Raw genomic sequence first — 16,024 nt, 5'->3', positions numbered from 1 at the left:
GGAATGGCCGACAAACCCGAGCCAGATGGAATCGTCCTCACCGAGGCGCAGAAGAAGAGCCGTCGTCAGCGCTCGATTGCCATTGCTTTGGCGCTCGGCGTGCTCGTCGTGCTGTTCTTCGCCGTCACCATGGTCAAGGGACCGGCAGTGCTAGTCCGGCCGATGTAGGAATCATGGATCACGAGCCGACCATATCGCAGGACGTCAGCGCCAAGCCGGTCAATCGGAAGCCGGCCAAGGGCCGCGGGCTGGGCCGCGATGTGGTGGTTGCTTCCATCTGTGGCGGCGTGGTCGCGCTGATGGTCGGCGCCTCCTACGCGGCGGTGCCGTTCTACAACTGGTTCTGCCGCGCCACCGGCTTCAACGGCACGACCCAGGTCGCAACCTCCGCGCCCGCCAGCGGCCCGATCGCCCGAAAGATTTCGGTGCGCTTCGATTCCAACGTCGCGCCCGGACTGCCCTGGAAGTTCGAGCCGGAGCAGAACGAGATCGAGGTCAATATCGGCCAGGTCGTGACCGTATTCTACACCGTCACCAACCAGGCTGCGCGCACCACCGCGGGCCAGGCCGCCTACAATGTCGCGCCGCTGACGGTCGGGTCCTACTTCCAGAAGATCAATTGCTTCTGCTTCACCGAGCAGACCATGGCGCCGGGCGAGAAGCGCGAGATGCCGGTCGTGTTCTACGTCGATCCGTCGATCGCCGACGATCACGAGAACGACGGGCTGAACACGATCACGCTGTCCTACACGTTCTATCCGGTGAAGGATCCGGTGGTGAAGCCGCTCGCATCCGGCGAGAACGACCAACGCAAGGGAAATCTCTGATCGCCGGGCTTCGCGCCATGGGGGTTGGAAACAAGGGGATAAGTGCCGAACAGGCACGGGATTGAGGAGAGAGACCGCAAATGGCTACCGCGCAAGGCAAGCATCACGACTATCATCTGGTCGATCCCTCTCCCTGGCCGGCGGTCGGTTCGCTCTCGGCCTTCATCATGGCGGTCGGCGCGATCGCCTGGATGCACCACATGTTCTCGGCCGCGCCGATCGTGTTCGGTGTCGGCACCGTCGGCGTGCTCTACACCATGGCGAGCTGGTGGGGCGACGTGATCAAGGAAGCCCAGTACAAGGGCGACCACACCCGCGTCGTGCAGCTGCATCACCGCTACGGCATGATCCTGTTCATCGCCTCCGAGGTGATGTTCTTCGTGGCCTGGTTCTGGGCCTATTTCAACGCGGCGCTGTTCCCGGCCGACGCCGTCCACGCCACCCGCGATGCGGTGTTCGGCTGCGGTCTCGGCACCCAGGCCGGTGCCTGCTCGGTCCCCGGCACCTGGCCGCCCCACGGCATCGAGACCTTCGATCCCTGGCATCTGCCGCTGCTGAACACGCTGATCCTGCTCACCTCGGGCACCACGGTGACCTGGGCTCACCATGCGCTGCTCGAGAACGATCGCCAGGGCCTGAAGTACGGCCTGATCCTCACCGTCGTGCTCGGCGCGCTCTTCACCTGCGTGCAGGCCTATGAGTACAGCCATGCGGCGTTCTCCTTCGCCGGCAACGTCTACGGTGCGACCTTCTTCATGGCGACCGGCTTCCACGGCTTCCACGTGCTGGTCGGCACCATCTTCCTGCTGGTCTGCCTGTTCCGCGCCTACGCCGGCCACTTCACGCCGAAGCAGCATCTCGGCTTCGAGTTCGCCGCCTGGTACTGGCACTTCGTCGACGTGGTCTGGCTGTTCCTGTTCCTCTGCATCTATGTGTGGGGACACGGCGCCGAGACCATGGCCCACGGCGCGCACTGAGCCGTCGTGAATTGATCAGAAGGGGCGGCCGCTGGGCCGCCCTTTCGCTTTTCAGCCGTCGCAAGTTTCGGCGGAAACTGTGATAGAGTCCGCGATCATGAACGACACTGCCGGTCCAACCGAGCCCGAGACCACCGTCCTGCAAAGCGCGCTGCGCGGGCTTGCCTGCAAGTGCCCGCGCTGCGGCCAGGGCAAGCTCTATGCGGGCTTCCTGACGCTCGCGCCGTCCTGCGACCGTTGCGGCCTCGATTACGCCTTCATCGATTCCGGCGACGGTCCGGCGATCTTCATCATCATGCTGGCCGGTGCGATCGTGGTCGGCTGCGCGCTCGTCGTCGAGGTCAAGTACCAGCCGCCGTTCTGGCTGCATGCGATGCTCTGGCTGCCGCTGATCCTCGCCACCACGCTGCTGCCACTGCGCTCCATGAAGTCGCTGCTGATCGCACTGCAATTCCACCACAAGGCGGCGCCGGGCCGGCTGGTCGACCGCGCGAAATGAACGAGACGGCGCGCAAGCCTCGCGTGGCCGGCTTCGCGCTGTTCACGCTGTTCCTGACGGCGGTCTTCATCTCGCTCGGAGTCTGGCAATTGCAGCGCCGGACCGCCAAGCATGCGCTGATCGCGGCGCTCACCGAGCGGTTGGCCGAAGCGCCGATCGCGCTGCCGCCGCCGGCGCAATGGACCGCGCTCGATCCCGCGCGCGACGAATTCCGCCGCGTCAGCTTCACCGCGACCTATGCACCGCTGCCTGATGCGATGGTCTATTCCTCCGGCTCGGCCGTGCGCAAGGACGCCTCCGGTCCCGGCACCTGGGCGTTCCTGCCGGCGCGCCTTCCGAGCGGTGAGACGATCGTGATCGATGCCGGCTTCGTCGAAAACACGATGCAGGACCGCAGCATCGAGGATCGTGCGGTGAAGAAGCTCGTCACCGGCGCTCCGGTCATGTTCACCGGCTATCTGCGCTTTCCCGAGGCGCCGGGTTGGCTGACGCCGGCGGAGAACCGCGACAAGCGCCTCTGGTTCGTGCGCGATCATCTGGCGATCGCAAGCGCGCTTCATTGGGGCGCGGTTGCGCCGTTCTACATCGACCTCGAGCAGCCGGCGCCCGAGAACGGCATCCCGCGTCCGGGGCCGCTCGACGTGCATCTGAAGGACGATCATCTGCAATACGCCATCACCTGGTTCGCGCTCGCAGGCGCGGTGTTGATCGCGTTCGGCGTCTGGACGAGAGGACGACGTCCGGCAAATTCTCCGTAGGTTTCCGGGAGGAACCCGGGATCGTCCGGGGTTTATTATTCAGCGCATATTCACGAGTGTGGTCCTAAGCCGCACGAAATTTTTCGCGGCAAGCAGGATGTTGGCGTGAGCGATATTGATCAGATGGGAATTGTCGTCGACTGGGTCGATGCCTGCCGCAAGGGCGACCTTGCGAGCCTGCTCGAGCTCTATGCGGACGACGCCCGGGTCGAATGCACGTGCAACGGCACGCAGCATTATCGTGGCCGAAGCGAGCTCGAAACCTATTGGGGACCCCGGCTCAGCACGTTCTCGTCGGTCGGATTCGGCCTCGAAGAAATCAATCCCGTGCCGCACGGCGTCGATCTCGAATATTCCATCGCGGGCTCACTGCGCATCCACGCCTCGTTCCGCTTCAGCGCGGAAGGCAAGATCTACAGCACGCTGTGCACGCCGTCGCGGCAGAACTCCCACGACGGTTGTGCGTGCTAGGGCATGAACCGGAAAAATGCGTAGCGGTTTTCCCTCGCGACAAACGCGGAACGCGTTTGCGCGGAGATCATGCTCAAACAATAAGCTAAAGCGCGGTGGTGATCTTCATCCCATCGCGCTTTAGCTCTGCGGCGGCTCTTCTTGCGTCGCATTCACCGGCAGCAGGCAGCGCACATAGGTTCGCTCATCGGCGCGCAGCAGTGACAATGAACCGCTGAGCGCGCGCACGCGCTCGTGCATGCCGGTGAGGCCCCGGCCGAAGACGTTGCTCTCCGGAAAGCCGCCGCCGTCGTCGGAGATCTCGATGACGAGCGCCTCGCCCGCGACGGTGGCCTGCACGTGGGCATTGCCGGCATTGGCATGGCGCAGGACGTTGGTCAGCGCCTCCTGGATCAACCGATAGACGGTCTGGGCCAGCGGTCCGTCGATCTCGTTCAGCGCCGGATCGATCGTGGCCGTCAGGCCGATATGCGGCGCCTGTCTGCGAAAGTTCTGGAGCAACGTCTGCACGGTGGTCTCGAGCCCCAGCTGCTCGATATAGAGCGGCCGCAGCCGGTCGAGGATACGGCGGTTGGTCTGCTGGAGCGCCTCGACCGACCGCATCACCTCCTGCACCGAATTGCCGAGATTTCCTGCTTGTGGCGAGGCGTCGGCCAGCGCGATGGTGCTGGCGCGGATGCCGAACAGCAGCGGCCCGAGCTCGTCATGCAGCTCGCGGGCGAGGTCGCGCCGCTCGTCGTCCTGGAGCGACACCAGGCGATGCAGCAGGTCGCGATTGTCCTGGCTCAGTCGCGCCAGCGTCGTTGCCAGCGCATTGGCCTCCTCGCAGCTCTGCCGGATCTCCGGCGGCCCTGCCACCGGGATCGGCATCGCGTAATCGCCGCATCGCATTCGGGTGAGGCCTGCGCCGAGCTTTTGCAGGGGGCGCAGCGCCGATTCCGCGAACAGATAAGCGATCGTGCCGGTCAGCACCGTCAATATGGCGATCAGGCTCGTCAGCGCCAGAAAGCCGATCCATTTCTCGAACAGGTCGGCCGACAGGTCAGGCACGAAGACGATGTCGCCGACACGCCTGCCGTCGATGATGACAGGTGAGGCTGCGTCCATGTCCGGAATGACGATCAGCTCCACGAACCATTGCGGTACGCCATGCAGATTGCGCAGACCGTCCTTCACGGAAGGCGCGGGACCTGCTTCTATGGGGCGGAATTGGATATCAGAGGAGGAATCCAGGGAACGGACGAATGCGTCGAGAATCGTCCGCGGATGATCCGAGGCGCCGAGGGCGTTGTTGAGCGCAACAGCGACAGTCCGGGTCGAGCGGCGACCCGGCTCGTTCTCGTCGGCCAGCTGGCCGGTCGCGAATGTCTTGAGCAGCACGCCGCCCATGGCCAGCGCGGCAAGAAAGCTCAGGCCGAGCGGAAGAAACAATTGGGTTCTGAACGAGAGCCGTTGCCACATTAGGTCAATTCTAACGCGCATCGGGGCGATTTTCTCTTTCCATTTGTTCCCGCCGGTCTATGAGTCGAAAAACAAGAGAGCGCGCGATGCAAGATACCGCCAAGCCGGCGACCAAGGTCCTGATCGTCGACGACCATCCTGTGGTGCTGTCCGGATGCCGGACGCTTTTCGCGTCCGACCAATCGATCCGCATCGACGAGGCGACCGATGCCAAATCCGGGCATCGCGCCTACGTGAGCAAGCGGCCTGACGTCACCGTGATCGATATCAGCCTGCCTGACGTCTCAGGCTTTGAGTTGATGCGACGCATTCGCAAGGACGATCCCGACGCCAAGATCATTATGTTCAGCATGAACGACGATCCGGCCTTCGTGGTGCGGGCGGTCGAGCTGGGCGCACAGGGCTATGTTTCCAAGGGCGACGATCCCAGGATTCTGCTGAAAGCCGTGCGCAAGGTCGTCGCGGGTGACAATTTCATCTCGCCGCAGCTCGCGGAGGCCGTGACGTTCTCCGGCGCCGCGATCAAGGCCAATCCGGCTTCGCAGATGACGCCGCGGGAGCTCGAGATTCTCCGCCTGCTCGGACGCGGCGACAAGATCGTCGAGGTCGCCGAGGCACTCGGCATCTCCTACAAGACCGTCGCAAACACGACGTCCCTGCTCAAGCAGAAGTTAGGGGCCAAGAACCATTCCGACCTGATCAGGATCGCGGTGGAAATCGGGATGAGCTGAGGTCCGTCAGCGACCGAACCGGCTGCTCCAGGATGCAGCGGTTCGGTCGACGGATCGGCGCCGCCGTCGGCCGGGCAATGCATGGATGACGGCTGATACCATCCGCCGACACAATCGGCCGCCGGGTCAATTGTTCCCGAGGCAGGCAATAGATTCGGGAAAAAGTGGTAATTCCGGAATGAACTTGCGTGCGAATGCCCGGGAGCTGCCCGAAGCATCCCGGGAAAAACAAGGAACATCTTTCGGCCTGCGCGGTTTTCGCTCTTGACGATCTGATGACAGGCAATGAAAGCTGGCGCCGATAGTTTAGCGGGTCGGCGACCCGGACAAGGCAAACCGGTCTGCACATCAACGACAGACCTTCCAAGAGAGGGCTGCGGCATCGCCGCAGCCCTTTTTCGTTGCAGAACCCCTGGCGGGAGGCGGTTTCCCGATGCCGCAAAACACTTTATGGTGGCCCAAAGCCTCTGGCTGTTAACAAGTATTTCGTGAAATCAAAGGCTTACGGATCGAGCTTCGGCCCGGTCGGCCTTTGGAGGGCAGTTTGACTCGTTATATCTCGACCCGGGGCGAGGCCCCCGAACTCGGCTTCTGCGACGTGATGCTGACCGGGCTTGCCCGTGACGGCGGCCTGTATGTGCCGGTCACTTGGCCGCAGCTTTCGACCGAGACCATCGCCGGCTTCTTCGGCCGTCCCTATTGGGAGGTCGCGGTCGACGTGATCCGGCCCTTCGCTGGCGGCGAGATATCGGACGCCGAGCTCGGCCGCATGGCGAACGAGGCCTACGCGACCTTCCGTCATCCCGCGGTGGTGCCGCTGCGCCAGATGGCGCCGCACCAGTTCGTGCTGGAGCTGTTTCACGGTCCGACGCTCGCCTTCAAGGACGTGGCGATGCAGCTGATCTCGCGGCTGATGGACCATGTGCTCGCCAAGCGCGGCCAGCGCACCACCATCGTGGTCGCGACGTCAGGCGACACCGGCGGCGCCGCGGTCGAAGCCTTCGCGGGCCTCGAGAATGTCGATCTCATCGTGCTGTTCCCGCACGGCCGCATCTCCGAGGTGCAGCAGCGGATGATGACGACGACGGGCGCGGCCAACGTCCATGCGCTCGCCATCGAAGGCAATTTCGACGACTGCCAGGCGCTGGTGAAGGGGATGTTCAACAACCATCGCTTCCGCGATGCGACCTCGCTTTCGGGCGTCAATTCCATCAACTGGGCGCGCATCGTGGCCCAGGTGGTCTACTACTTCACCTCGGCCGTTGCCGTCGGCGCGCCGGCGCGCGCGGTGGATTTCATCGTGCCGACCGGCAATTTCGGCGACATTTTTGCCGGCTATGTCGCCAAGCGCATGGGCCTGCCCGTGCGCACCCTCTGCATCGCCGCCAACGTCAACGACATCCTGGCGCGCACGCTGAAGACCGGCATCTACGAGGTGCGCGAGGTGCATGCGACCGCCTCGCCGTCGATAGACATCCAGATCTCCTCGAATTTCGAGCGGCTGCTGTTCGAGGCCGGCAAGCGCGATGCGGCCGGCGTGCGCCGCCTCATGGACTCGCTGAAGCAGTCGGGGCGCTTCGTGCTGCCCGATGCGACGCTGGCCGCCATCCGCGAGGAATTCGACGCGGGCCGTGCCGACGAGACCGAGACCGCGGCTGCGATTCGCGCCGCCTGGCGTGAGGCAGGCGAGCTGGTCGATCCGCACACCGCGGTGGCGCTTGCCGTTGCCGACCGCGACACCACCGACACGACGGTGCCCAGCATCGTGCTTTCCACGGCCCATCCGGCCAAATTCCCCGATGCGGTCGAGGCAGCCTGCGGCCAGCGGCCGCAACTGCCGGCCTGGCTCGATGGTCTCATGACCAAATCCGAACACATGAAGGTGATGAAGAACGATCAGGCCGAGATCGAGCGGTTCGTGCTGTCGGTCAGCCGCGCCGCAAAACAGGGAGTTGCCGGATGAGCGTCGAGATTTCCAAGCTTGCCTCCGGCCTGACCGTGGTCACCGACAAGATGCCCCATCTCGAGACTGCGGCGCTCGGCGTCTGGGCGGGCGTCGGCGGCCGCGACGAGAAGTCGAATGAGCACGGTATCTCGCATCTCCTGGAGCACATGGCGTTCAAGGGCACGACCAAGCGCTCCTCGCGCGAGATCGTCGAGGAGATCGAGGCGGTCGGCGGCGACCTCAATGCCGGCACCTCGACCGAGACCACGTCCTATTACGCGCGGGTGCTGAAGGCCGACGTGCCGCTGGCGCTCGACGTGCTCGCCGACATCCTCGCCAATCCCGCCTTCGAGCCAGACGAGCTCGAGCGCGAGAAGAACGTCATCGTGCAGGAGATCGGCGCTGCGCAGGATACGCCCGATGACGTCGTGTTCGAGCACCTCAACGAGCTCTGCTATCCCGACCAGCCGATGGGCCGCTCGCTGCTCGGCACCGCGAAGACGCTGCGCAGCTTCAACCGCGACATGCTGCGCGGCTATCTGTCGACGCATTATCGCGGCCCCGACATGGTGGTGGCGGCCGCCGGCGCGGTCGATCACAAACAAGTGGTCGCCGAGGTCGAGAACCGCTTTGCGAGCTTCGAGGCGACGCCGGGTCCCAAGCCGCAGTCGGCGCAGTTCGGCAAGGGCGGCGCCAAGGTGGTGCATCGCGAGCTCGAGCAGGCGCATCTGACGCTGGCGCTGGAAGGCGTGCCCCAGACCGACCTGTCGCTGTTCTCGCTCCAGGTCTTCACCAACATCCTCGGCGGGGGGATGTCGTCGCGGCTGTTCCAGGAGGTGCGCGAGAAGCGCGGCCTCTGCTACTCGATCTACAGCTTCCACGCCCCCTATACCGACACCGGCTTCTTCGGCCTCTACACCGGAACCGATCCGGCCGACGCGCCCGAGATGATGGAGGTCGTGGTCGACATCATGAATGATTCGGTCGAGACCCTGACCGAGGCCGAGATCGCGCGCGCCAAGGCGCAGATGAAGGCCGGGCTCCTGATGGCGCTGGAGAGCTGCTCGTCCCGCGCCGAGCAACTGGCCCGGCATGTGCTGGCCTATGGCCGGCCGCAAACGGTGCAGGAACTGGTGGCCCGGATCGACGCCGTCAGTGTCGAATCGACCCGGGACGCGGCGCGTGCGCTGCTTTCGCGCAGCCGCCCTGCAGTTGTCGCATTAGGCAGCGGCAGGGGTCTGGACACGGCGGTGTCTTTTGCGGAAGGATTGACGCGGGCGCGCGCCAAGGCGCGGCTGCATTAGGAGCCGCGCCACGGAGCCTCGCCTTCGGGAAGCATCACCATGGCTCTCTTTCGCCTGCCTTCCAGTGGACCCGCCGCCCTCGCTCCGCGCGGCAACGGGCTATTGCTGCGCGCGCCGCAGATGTCAGATTTCCTGCAATGGGCGCATTTGCGCGAGAGCAGCCGCGATTACCTGACGCCCTGGGAGCCGATCTGGCCGTCTGACGACCTGACCCGGTCCGGCTTCCGCCGCCGCCTGCGCCGCTATTCCGAGGACATCGCCGCGGACCGCTCCTACCCGTTTCTGATCTTCCGCGAGCTCGACGGCGCCATGGTCGGCGGCATCACGCTCGCCAATGTCCGGCGCGGCATCGTGCAGGCCGGCACCATCGGCTATTGGGTCGGCCAGCCCCATGCCCGTCGCGGCTACATGACGGCGGCGCTGCGGGTGCTGCTGCCGACGCTGTTCGGCGAGCTCAATCTGCACCGGGTCGAGGCCGCCTGCATCCCCACCAATGCGCCGTCGATCCGGGTGCTGGAGAAGTGCGGCTTCTCCCGCGAGGGGCTGGCGCGGCGTTATCTCTGCATCAACGGGGTGTGGCAGGACCATTTGCTGTTCGGCCTGCTCCACGAGGATTTCCGGGGCTGAACCCGGCCATTCCTGTGGCCAAAGTCGCATTGCGACGGCCTTTTGCTGCCTTGGGTTCGCCGATTTTGACGATATAACGCGCAAGGCCGGCGGCGATCGGCCGGTATTTGTCATGGAGTATGGGTGTCGATGGTGCAGGAGCTTCGGTCATCGCGGACGATGTTGCGGCGGGGGACGGGGATCGCACTGGCGTTGTCGGTTGCGCTCGCCTCGGTCTCGCCGGTGGCGGCCCAGTCACTCACCGACCGCTTCAAGAGCCTGTTCGGCGGCAAGTCCGACGAGCCGGCCCAGCCCAAGCCGGCGCCCGCACCGGGCCAGCCGGCCGCCGATGACGACGTCGATTGCCCCCAGGTCACGGTGCGCGCTGGCGCCTCCACTTACGGGGTCGGCGCCACCGGCAAGCCGGCCGTCGGCAACGACGTCCGCTTCCAGGCCTCGATCACCAAGATGGCGCGCGAATGTACCCGGAACGGCGGCGAGATCACGGCCCGGATCGGCATCCAGGGCCGCGTCATCGCCGGTCCCGCCGGCGCGCCGTCGACGGTCGAGGTGCCCCTGCGCGTGGCGGTGGTGCAGGGCGGCGTCGGCGAGAAAGTGATCGCCTCGAAGGCCTACCGGACCACGGTCGAGATGGCGGAGGGCGGCAGCGTGCCGTTCACCTTCGTTGCCGAGGACCTGTCCTATCCGGTGCCGTCGGCCGCGGTCGCCGATTCCTACATCTTCTATGTCGGCTTCGATCCGCAGGCGCTGTCGCCCGAGCCGAAGGCGAAGAAGAAGAAATAGGCGGCTAGTTTGGCTGTCATGCCCCGCGGAGGCGGGGCATCCAGTACGCCGCGGCCTATCGAGCAATCACAACCGTCTCGGAATACTGGATCACCCGCCTTCTGTTTAGTCCGGAGACATGGCTGACACCTGTTCGGACACATCACTGACAGGTTGGTCGTTGGTCAAGTCGATCGATGCGACCTGCCAGCTGGCGAAGAAGATTCCGTAATGGCCGTCGCGGTCCAGCGGGCGGATCGCGAGATGTTCGCGTGCGAAGGCCTGGGGAACCTTCCAAAATCGTCCCTTGAAAGAGATATAGGGTCTGGTCGATGAGACCCTGCGCACGATCTCTGTGCTGTCGTATTCGACCTTCGGAATGCGCGCCGGCATGGCACGGGCGCTCGGCCGGAAGCGATCGGCGGGGACGTGCATATCGATGCCTTGGTGGGGGCGCTCCAGATTGTAGACCGGTCGCCAGGCGTCGAAGGCGCGCTGGACTTCCGCGAGGGTACGGAAGCGACGCATGGCAAAAACCTCGGCCTTCAGGGTGCGATGGAAGCGTTCGTTCTTGCCGCGGGCCTGCGGGTGACATGGCCTGGCGTGCACCACCCTGACGCCGAGCTTGAGCAGCCACACCTTCAGTCCGGTCCAACGAACGCCGGACGTATCGCCCCAAGGTGAGCCGTTATCGGTGTAGAAGGCCTCCGGCAGGCCATAGCAGCGGAACGTCGCCGTCAGGTGATCCTGCACGGTGAGACGCTGCTCGTCGGCGCAGGCCTTCAGGCACAAGACATAGCGCGAGTGATCGTCGACGACGGTCAGCGGATGGCACCGTGTCCCGTTGGCGAGCGGCAGGTGGCCCTTGAAGTCCATCTGCCACAGCAGATTGGGAGCTTCCTTCTCGAAGCGGTGCCCCGGATTGGGTGGCGCAGTCTCACTCGGTGTGACCCGGCCGTTCCGGCACAGGATCCGGTGCACCGTTGACGGCACCGGCACCGTCTGGCCATCCCGCTTCAGGCAATGGGCGATCTTGCGTGCGCCCCAGGCGGGATGCTTGTCCCGCACAGCCAGAACCTGTGCCTCGACCGCAGCCTTGCTGCGCTTGGGCATCGCATGCGGGCACCGGGAACGGTCGGCCAGCTCCCGATCGCCAGCCTGCCAGCGCCGCAACCACTTGTAACCGACATCAGGACTGATGTTGAACCGACGGCAGAGCTCGCGCCGGTTGACGCCTTCCTGCAAAGCCAGCCGCACGAACTCGTGGCGCTGATCCATTGCTGACACCTCACTCCAAGGCATGGACGGCCTCCCGAATCGGACCAATCCAGCCAATGTTGATGTGTCAGCTATGTCTCCGAACACCCGTCAGTGATCTGTCCGGGCTAAACACTTCGCGGGTGATGACATCGAGTTTGCGGTTACAATACTCGCACAAACAAAAAAGCCGGCGCTCATCGCGCCGGCTTTTTGATTGGTGAGGCGAAATCCCTCAGTTCAGCTTCTGCCGAACCTCGTTGATGCCCTTGGCGAGCAGATCGTCGGCGACCTGGCCCTTGACCGACTGCGACAGGATCGTCGAGGCGGCCTGCACGGCGGCTTCCGCGGCTGCGGCGCGGACATCGGCCACCGCCTGGGCTTCGGCGAGCGCGATCTTGCTCTCCGCGGTCTTGGTGCGGCGGGCGACGAAGTCTTCCATCTTCGCCTTGGCCTCGGTCGCGATGCGCTCGGCTTCGGACTTGGCGTTGGCGATGATGTCGGCAGCCTCGCGCTCGGCCGTGGCGCTGCGCGCCTTGTAGTCGGCGAGCACCTTGGCCGCTTCCTGCTTGAGGCGCGTCGCATCGTCGAGCTCGGCCTTGATGCGCGCGGCGCGATGATCGAGCGCGGTCATCGCCGACTTGAACACACCGAGATAGCCGAACACGATCATCAAGATCACGAAGGCGACGGCGACCCAGGTTTCAGGATCGAAGAACATCTCGACTAACCCTTCAAGGACGCGTCAACGGCGGCACTGACCGACGCCGCATCCGGAACGATGCCGGTGAGCTGCTGCACGATCTGGCCTGCCGCGTCGGCCGCGATGCCGCGGACGTTGCTCATGGCGGTCGTGCGGGTCGAGGCGATGGTCTTCTCCGCCTCGGCGAGCTTGGCCGCCAGCTGCTCTTCCAGCGTCTTGCGCTCGGCTTCCGCCTGCGCATTCGCCTTGTCGCGGGATTCGTTGCCGATCGCCTGCGCCCGCGAACGCGCCGAAGCGAGCTCGCTTTCATAGGCCTTCAGCGCCGCCTCGGACTGGTCCTTCAGCGCCTGCGCTTCGGTGAGGTCACCCTCGATCTTGTTCTGACGCGCTTCGATCGCGCCGCCGACCTTGGGCAGAGCGAGCTTGGACACGATCACGTAGAGCAGGACGAAGAAGATCGCGAGCGACACCAGCTGCGAAGCAAAAGTGCTGCTCTCGAACGGCGGAAAACCGCCGGCGTGGTGACCGCCATCGGCTTCGGTGTGAGCGCCCGCCGCCGGACCTTTTGCCCCGCCATGACTCTCGGCCATGGAGTACTCCTGTTGCTGTCACGCGCCGCTTCGGATGAAGCGGCGCGGAAGAAGTCGTTCTTTAGAAAACGAACAGCAGAAGCAGAGCGATCAGCAGCGAGAAGATGCCGAGCGCTTCGGTCACGGCGAAGCCGAAGATCAGGTTGCCGAACTGGCCCTGAGCGGCGGACGGATTGCGGACGGCTGCGGCGAGGTAGTTGCCGAAGATCACGCCCACGCCGACGCCCGCACCGCCCATGCCGATGCACGCGATGCCCGCGCCGATAAGTTTTGCTGCTGCCGGATCCATTTTAGACTCCTTGGAAGAAAGATTGGGTTGTGGGTGGAAATTCCCCGGACCGCTCAGTGTCCCGGATGAATGGCGTCGTTGAGGTAGATGCAGGTCAGGATCGCAAACACATAGGCTTGCAGGAACGCGACCAGAATCTCGAGCGCGTACAGCGCGATCGTGAGAGCCAGCGGCAGCACGCCGCCGACCCAGCCGATGGCACCGAGGGAGAAGCCCAGCATGGCGACGAAGCCCGCGAACACCTTCAGCGCGATGTGGCCGGCCAGCATGTTGGCGAACAGACGAATGCTGTGCGAGACCGGCCGCAGGAAGAACGACAGGATCTCGATGAACATGACCAGCGGCAGGATGTAGCCCGGGACGCCGTGAGGAACGAAAATCGAGAAGAACTTCAGGCCGTTCTTGGCGACGCCGTAGATCAGCACGGTGAAGAAGACCAGCAGCGCCAGTCCTACGGTGACGATCAGGTGGCTCGAGACCGTGAAGGTGTAGGGGATGATGCCGACCAGGTTCGAGACGCAGATGAACATGAACAGCGAGAAGATCAGCGGGAAGAACTTCATGCCTTCCGCGCCGGCCGTCGAACGGATGGTGCTGGCGACGAATTCGTAGGAGATCTCGGCGACCGACTGGAGGCGCCCGGGAACCAGCTGCGTGCCGCTGGCAAGCATCAGGATCGAGATGATGGCGACTGCCACCAGCATGTAGAGCGACGAATTGGTGAAGGCGATCGTGTGATTGCCGATATGGCCCAGGGTGAAGAGAGGCTCGATGTTGAACTGGTGGATCGGGTCGATTTTCATCAGCGCGGCATCTCTTGGTCTGCCGGGCAATGCCGGCGGGTCTCGGTCTGCCGGCCGGGCCGGCCCGCACCGGCGAAGCCGGCACGATCATTCCTCTCCTGTGTGGATCGGCCTTACGAACCACCGCGCCTGTTTTGACCCGCGCCCGCCGATCTCACCACATTCACCACGCCGGCCACGAAGCCGAGCAGCAGGAACACGATAAACCCGAAAGGCGACGTCGACAGCAAGCGGTCGAACCCCCAGCCAATCCCCGCTCCGACAGCGACACCGGCGACCAACTCCGAAGATAACCGAAAACCAAGCGCCATCGCCGAGGCTCTGGCCGCTCCGTCTCCACCGTCACCTGTGGGTTGCTCGGTCTTGATGTGGCGGCCGCGAATTTCGGACAACCGCTTATCAAGACTTCCGAGCCGTTCGGAAAGCGCAGCTTCCTCGGGCGATCTATCGCGATTTCCATTCTCGTCGTGTCCCGTGTCTTGAGCCATGCCACGAAGACCAGAAACGCCGCGGTTGAATGGAAATTACGCCCGCCACCCTCAAAAGCCGCGCGGACCATACTGATGGCCTATAATCAAGTCAAGCCAAGTCACGATTGCGTCTCTTTCTGTTATCTGACTGATTTTATTGGCGATATTGGCGTGCGCGGCCGCGCTGCGCACAGCGTGACGCCGCACCGCAGCAGCTCTCGGCAGGATCGGCGGAAGCGGTCGCCATTTCGCCGTCCTGCCGGGATCAAAGGGGCCGACGCGATCGTTGATGCCGCAGGCGCGTTTTGGGCGGCGGATTGCCCGGCCGGGGTGTAGAATTACGAAAGCGCCACCGGCGCGTCGGAGAGCGCGATGAGACCTGCGAAACCATCCACAACAACTTGCAGGGCATCTTGGCTTGCAGCGCTGGCATTCGCCGCGGCGATGACCGCCGGCGGCGGCATCGTTGCCGCCCAATCCGCGCCCGACAGTGAAAACGGCCGTTACAGCATGACGCCGATTCCCGAGGGCGTGCTGCGGCTCGATACCCGCACCGGCACGGTGTCGACCTGCACCAAGAACGGTGCAGGCTGGGCCTGCTACGCGGTGCCCGACGAACGTGCCGCGCTCGACGCCGAAATCGGCCGGCTCCAGGCCGAAGTCGAGAAGCTGAAGGGGCAGCTCGCGGCCGGGCCGACGGTCTCCGGCAAGATCGACGAGGCGCTGCCGAAATCCGATCCGCTCAAGAAGGCGGAGCCAAAGGTCGCCGAGGGCGACCGCAAGATCGAGATCCCGCTGCCGAGCGACCAGGACATGGACCGCGTGATGTCGTTCCTGGAAAAGGCCTGGCGCCGGCTGATCGACATGGCCAACCGCGTGCAGAAGGACGTGTCGGGGAGGATTTGATGCGCGACGAGCTGCCGTAGGGTCGGCAAAGGCGCAAAGGGCCGTGCCCACCATCTTGATATCGTCGCGCAGATTGGTGGGCACGCTTCCGCCTTCGCTCTTCGAGCCACGGCGGACAAGCCGCTTTGCCCCACCCTACGGCAGCTTCCAGAGTTGAGAGACTTCGATGACATCAGCCAAATCCATGACCCGCTCGGCGCCGTCGTCGGTGCAAGCCACGACGATCGCATCGTCGCTGCTGACGGTGCAGACGCCGGGCCGCGGCTTCACCGATCTCACAAGCGAAGCCGCGAAATTCATCAACGAGGCCCGCGCGGGTGAGGGCGTGTTGACGCTGTTCATCCGTCATACCTCTGCCTCGCTTACGATCCAGGAGAATGCCGATCCGTCCGTGCTGGTCGATCTCACAACGGCACTGTCGCGTCTTGCGCCCGAGAATGCCGGCTGGACACACGACACCGAAGGACCGGACGACATGCCCGGGCATGTCAAGACGATGCTGACGCAGACCTCGCTTCAGGTGCCGGTCCTGAACGGCAGGCTCGCGCTCGGCACCTGGCAGGCGATCTACCTGATCGAGCATCGCGCCCGCCCGCACCGGCGCGAGGTGGTGCTGCAATTCATCGGCAGCAATCAATAGCTTT

Annotated in this window: 21 protein-coding genes; 14 read left to right on the top strand and 7 right to left on the bottom strand. The window is 64.5% G+C overall.

From position 1 onward, the window contains the following. The first annotated feature begins 3 nt into the window (after nucleotides 1-3). The 6 genes from QA642_RS44590 (at nucleotide 4) to QA642_RS44565 (ending at nucleotide 3,532) form a co-directional block, all read left to right on the top strand. Complete coding sequence (locus QA642_RS44590) at nucleotides 4-168, top strand: hypothetical protein (protein WP_018644977.1); 165 nt, start codon at nucleotides 4-6, stop codon at nucleotides 166-168. 5 nt (nucleotides 169-173) lie between these two features. After that, entirely contained in the window at nucleotides 174-827 is a 654-nt protein-coding gene (locus QA642_RS44585; protein ID WP_283082480.1) for a cytochrome c oxidase assembly protein, read from the top strand. Nucleotides 828-907: 80 nt separating this feature from the next. Further along, nucleotides 908-1,804, top strand: a complete 897-nt coding sequence (locus tag QA642_RS44580; protein WP_283082479.1) for a cytochrome c oxidase subunit 3 — start codon at nucleotides 908-910, stop codon at nucleotides 1,802-1,804. A 97-nt stretch (nucleotides 1,805-1,901) separates the two neighbouring features. Then, nucleotides 1,902-2,303, top strand: coding sequence for a DUF983 domain-containing protein (locus tag QA642_RS44575; RefSeq protein WP_283082478.1), 402 nt, complete (start codon nucleotides 1,902-1,904; stop codon nucleotides 2,301-2,303). Then, nucleotides 2,300-3,061 carry an SURF1 family protein gene (locus tag QA642_RS44570; protein WP_283082477.1) on the top strand — a complete coding sequence of 254 codons (762 nt, stop codon included), beginning with the start codon at nucleotides 2,300-2,302 and terminating at the stop codon, nucleotides 3,059-3,061. Before QA642_RS44575 ends, QA642_RS44570 begins: the two co-directional genes overlap by 4 nt. 105 nt (nucleotides 3,062-3,166) lie before the next feature. Beyond that, a complete protein-coding gene (locus tag QA642_RS44565) occupies nucleotides 3,167-3,532 on the top strand; it encodes a nuclear transport factor 2 family protein (protein ID WP_283082476.1) in 366 nt (121 codons plus the stop codon). Nucleotides 3,533-3,652: 120 nt separating this feature from the next. On the opposite strand, the gene QA642_RS44560 is transcribed toward QA642_RS44565, so the two are convergent. Beyond that, nucleotides 3,653-4,993: a histidine kinase gene (locus QA642_RS44560; protein WP_283082475.1), complete on the bottom strand. Its 1,341-nt coding sequence runs from the start codon at nucleotides 4,991-4,993 to the stop codon at nucleotides 3,653-3,655. Nucleotides 4,994-5,079: 86 nt separating this feature from the next. On the opposite strand from QA642_RS44560, the gene QA642_RS44555 reads away from it, so the two are divergent. The 5 genes from QA642_RS44555 to QA642_RS44535 all read left to right on the top strand — a co-directional run bounded on the left by QA642_RS44555 (nucleotide 5,080) and on the right by QA642_RS44535 (nucleotide 10,383). Then, nucleotides 5,080-5,724 (top strand): response regulator transcription factor, encoded by a 645-nt coding sequence (locus QA642_RS44555; protein WP_283082474.1) that lies wholly within the window; start codon nucleotides 5,080-5,082, stop codon nucleotides 5,722-5,724. A 544-nt stretch (nucleotides 5,725-6,268) separates the two neighbouring features. Then, the gene (gene thrC, locus QA642_RS44550; RefSeq protein WP_283082473.1) at nucleotides 6,269-7,687 is read left to right on the top strand and encodes a threonine synthase; all 1,419 of its coding nucleotides are present in this window, start codon (nucleotides 6,269-6,271) and stop codon (nucleotides 7,685-7,687) included. Continuing rightward, nucleotides 7,684-8,973 carry a pitrilysin family protein gene (locus QA642_RS44545; protein ID WP_283082472.1) on the top strand — a complete coding sequence of 430 codons (1,290 nt, stop codon included), beginning with the start codon at nucleotides 7,684-7,686 and terminating at the stop codon, nucleotides 8,971-8,973. Before thrC ends, QA642_RS44545 begins: the two co-directional genes overlap by 4 nt. A 39-nt stretch (nucleotides 8,974-9,012) precedes the next feature. Then, complete coding sequence (locus QA642_RS44540; protein WP_283082471.1) at nucleotides 9,013-9,600, top strand: GNAT family protein; 588 nt, start codon at nucleotides 9,013-9,015, stop codon at nucleotides 9,598-9,600. A 129-nt stretch (nucleotides 9,601-9,729) separates the two neighbouring features. Then, entirely contained in the window at nucleotides 9,730-10,383 is a 654-nt protein-coding gene (locus tag QA642_RS44535; protein WP_283087109.1) for a hypothetical protein, read from the top strand. A 105-nt stretch (nucleotides 10,384-10,488) separates the two neighbouring features. Here QA642_RS44535 and QA642_RS44530 read toward each other — a convergent pair whose 3' ends face one another. The 6 genes from QA642_RS44530 to QA642_RS44505 all read right to left on the bottom strand — a co-directional run bounded on the left by QA642_RS44530 (nucleotide 10,489) and on the right by QA642_RS44505 (nucleotide 14,492). Next, on the bottom strand, nucleotides 10,489-11,664 hold the full coding sequence (locus tag QA642_RS44530; protein WP_283079492.1) for an IS481 family transposase: 1,176 nt from the start codon (nucleotides 11,662-11,664) through the stop codon (nucleotides 10,489-10,491). A 190-nt stretch (nucleotides 11,665-11,854) separates the two neighbouring features. Further along, nucleotides 11,855-12,340, bottom strand: coding sequence for an ATP F0F1 synthase subunit B (locus tag QA642_RS44525; protein ID WP_283082470.1), 486 nt, complete (start codon nucleotides 12,338-12,340; stop codon nucleotides 11,855-11,857). A 5-nt stretch (nucleotides 12,341-12,345) separates the two neighbouring features. Beyond that, entirely contained in the window at nucleotides 12,346-12,912 is a 567-nt protein-coding gene (locus QA642_RS44520; RefSeq protein WP_283082469.1) for a F0F1 ATP synthase subunit B', read from the bottom strand. A gap of 61 nt (nucleotides 12,913-12,973) precedes the next feature. Continuing rightward, the gene (locus QA642_RS44515) at nucleotides 12,974-13,201 is read right to left on the bottom strand and encodes a F0F1 ATP synthase subunit C (protein ID WP_018643436.1); all 228 of its coding nucleotides are present in this window, start codon (nucleotides 13,199-13,201) and stop codon (nucleotides 12,974-12,976) included. A 53-nt stretch (nucleotides 13,202-13,254) separates the two neighbouring features. Further along, nucleotides 13,255-14,004 (bottom strand): F0F1 ATP synthase subunit A, encoded by a 750-nt coding sequence (locus QA642_RS44510; RefSeq protein ID WP_080133417.1) that lies wholly within the window; start codon nucleotides 14,002-14,004, stop codon nucleotides 13,255-13,257. A 113-nt stretch (nucleotides 14,005-14,117) separates the two neighbouring features. Beyond that, nucleotides 14,118-14,492, bottom strand: a complete 375-nt coding sequence (locus QA642_RS44505) for an AtpZ/AtpI family protein (protein ID WP_283082468.1) — start codon at nucleotides 14,490-14,492, stop codon at nucleotides 14,118-14,120. Nucleotides 14,493-14,567: 75 nt separating this feature from the next. On the opposite strand from QA642_RS44505, the gene QA642_RS44500 reads away from it, so the two are divergent. The 3 genes from QA642_RS44500 to QA642_RS44490 all read left to right on the top strand — a co-directional run bounded on the left by QA642_RS44500 (nucleotide 14,568) and on the right by QA642_RS44490 (nucleotide 16,020). Next, complete coding sequence (locus QA642_RS44500; RefSeq protein WP_283082467.1) at nucleotides 14,568-14,810, top strand: hypothetical protein; 243 nt, start codon at nucleotides 14,568-14,570, stop codon at nucleotides 14,808-14,810. 36 nt (nucleotides 14,811-14,846) lie between these two features. After that, on the top strand, nucleotides 14,847-15,380 hold the full coding sequence (locus QA642_RS44495) for a hypothetical protein (protein ID WP_283082466.1): 534 nt from the start codon (nucleotides 14,847-14,849) through the stop codon (nucleotides 15,378-15,380). Nucleotides 15,381-15,546: 166 nt separating this feature from the next. Continuing rightward, a complete protein-coding gene (locus QA642_RS44490) occupies nucleotides 15,547-16,020 on the top strand; it encodes a secondary thiamine-phosphate synthase enzyme YjbQ (RefSeq protein WP_283082465.1) in 474 nt (157 codons plus the stop codon). The last annotated feature ends 4 nt before the right edge of the window (nucleotides 16,021-16,024 follow it).

The organism is Bradyrhizobium sp. CB2312 (assembly GCF_029714425.1).
Taxonomy (GTDB): Bacteria; Pseudomonadota; Alphaproteobacteria; order Rhizobiales; family Xanthobacteraceae; genus Bradyrhizobium.
The sequence above is the reverse complement of the archived record's forward strand: the minus strand, read 5'-3'. Positions and strand labels throughout refer to the sequence as shown.

Excerpts from the sequence above, each read along its gene's own strand:
- QA642_RS44590 (WP_018644977.1), top strand. The coding sequence starts at position 4 with ATGGCCGACAAACCCGAGCCAGATGGAATCGTCCTCACCGAGGCGCAG.
- QA642_RS44585 (WP_283082480.1), top strand. The coding sequence starts at position 174 with ATGGATCACGAGCCGACCATATCGCAGGACGTCAGCGCCAAGCCGGTC.
- QA642_RS44580 (WP_283082479.1), top strand. The coding sequence starts at position 908 with ATGGCTACCGCGCAAGGCAAGCATCACGACTATCATCTGGTCGATCCC.
- QA642_RS44575 (WP_283082478.1), top strand. The coding sequence starts at position 1,902 with ATGAACGACACTGCCGGTCCAACCGAGCCCGAGACCACCGTCCTGCAA.
- QA642_RS44570 (WP_283082477.1), top strand. The coding sequence starts at position 2,300 with ATGAACGAGACGGCGCGCAAGCCTCGCGTGGCCGGCTTCGCGCTGTTC.
- QA642_RS44560 (WP_283082475.1), bottom strand. The coding sequence starts at position 4,993 with ATGTGGCAACGGCTCTCGTTCAGAACCCAATTGTTTCTTCCGCTCGGC.
- QA642_RS44555 (WP_283082474.1), top strand. The coding sequence starts at position 5,080 with ATGCAAGATACCGCCAAGCCGGCGACCAAGGTCCTGATCGTCGACGAC.
- QA642_RS44545 (WP_283082472.1), top strand. The coding sequence starts at position 7,684 with ATGAGCGTCGAGATTTCCAAGCTTGCCTCCGGCCTGACCGTGGTCACC.
- QA642_RS44540 (WP_283082471.1), top strand. The coding sequence starts at position 9,013 with ATGGCTCTCTTTCGCCTGCCTTCCAGTGGACCCGCCGCCCTCGCTCCG.
- QA642_RS44535 (WP_283087109.1), top strand. The coding sequence starts at position 9,730 with ATGGTGCAGGAGCTTCGGTCATCGCGGACGATGTTGCGGCGGGGGACG.
- QA642_RS44530 (WP_283079492.1), bottom strand. The coding sequence starts at position 11,664 with ATGCCTTGGAGTGAGGTGTCAGCAATGGATCAGCGCCACGAGTTCGTG.
- QA642_RS44525 (WP_283082470.1), bottom strand. The coding sequence starts at position 12,340 with ATGTTCTTCGATCCTGAAACCTGGGTCGCCGTCGCCTTCGTGATCTTG.
- QA642_RS44520 (WP_283082469.1), bottom strand. The coding sequence starts at position 12,912 with ATGGCCGAGAGTCATGGCGGGGCAAAAGGTCCGGCGGCGGGCGCTCAC.
- QA642_RS44515 (WP_018643436.1), bottom strand. The coding sequence starts at position 13,201 with ATGGATCCGGCAGCAGCAAAACTTATCGGCGCGGGCATCGCGTGCATC.
- QA642_RS44510 (WP_080133417.1), bottom strand. The coding sequence starts at position 14,004 with ATGAAAATCGACCCGATCCACCAGTTCAACATCGAGCCTCTCTTCACC.
- QA642_RS44505 (WP_283082468.1), bottom strand. The coding sequence starts at position 14,492 with ATGGCTCAAGACACGGGACACGACGAGAATGGAAATCGCGATAGATCG.
- QA642_RS44500 (WP_283082467.1), top strand. The coding sequence starts at position 14,568 with ATGGCCTATAATCAAGTCAAGCCAAGTCACGATTGCGTCTCTTTCTGT.
- QA642_RS44495 (WP_283082466.1), top strand. The coding sequence starts at position 14,847 with ATGAGACCTGCGAAACCATCCACAACAACTTGCAGGGCATCTTGGCTT.
- QA642_RS44490 (WP_283082465.1), top strand. The coding sequence starts at position 15,547 with ATGACATCAGCCAAATCCATGACCCGCTCGGCGCCGTCGTCGGTGCAA.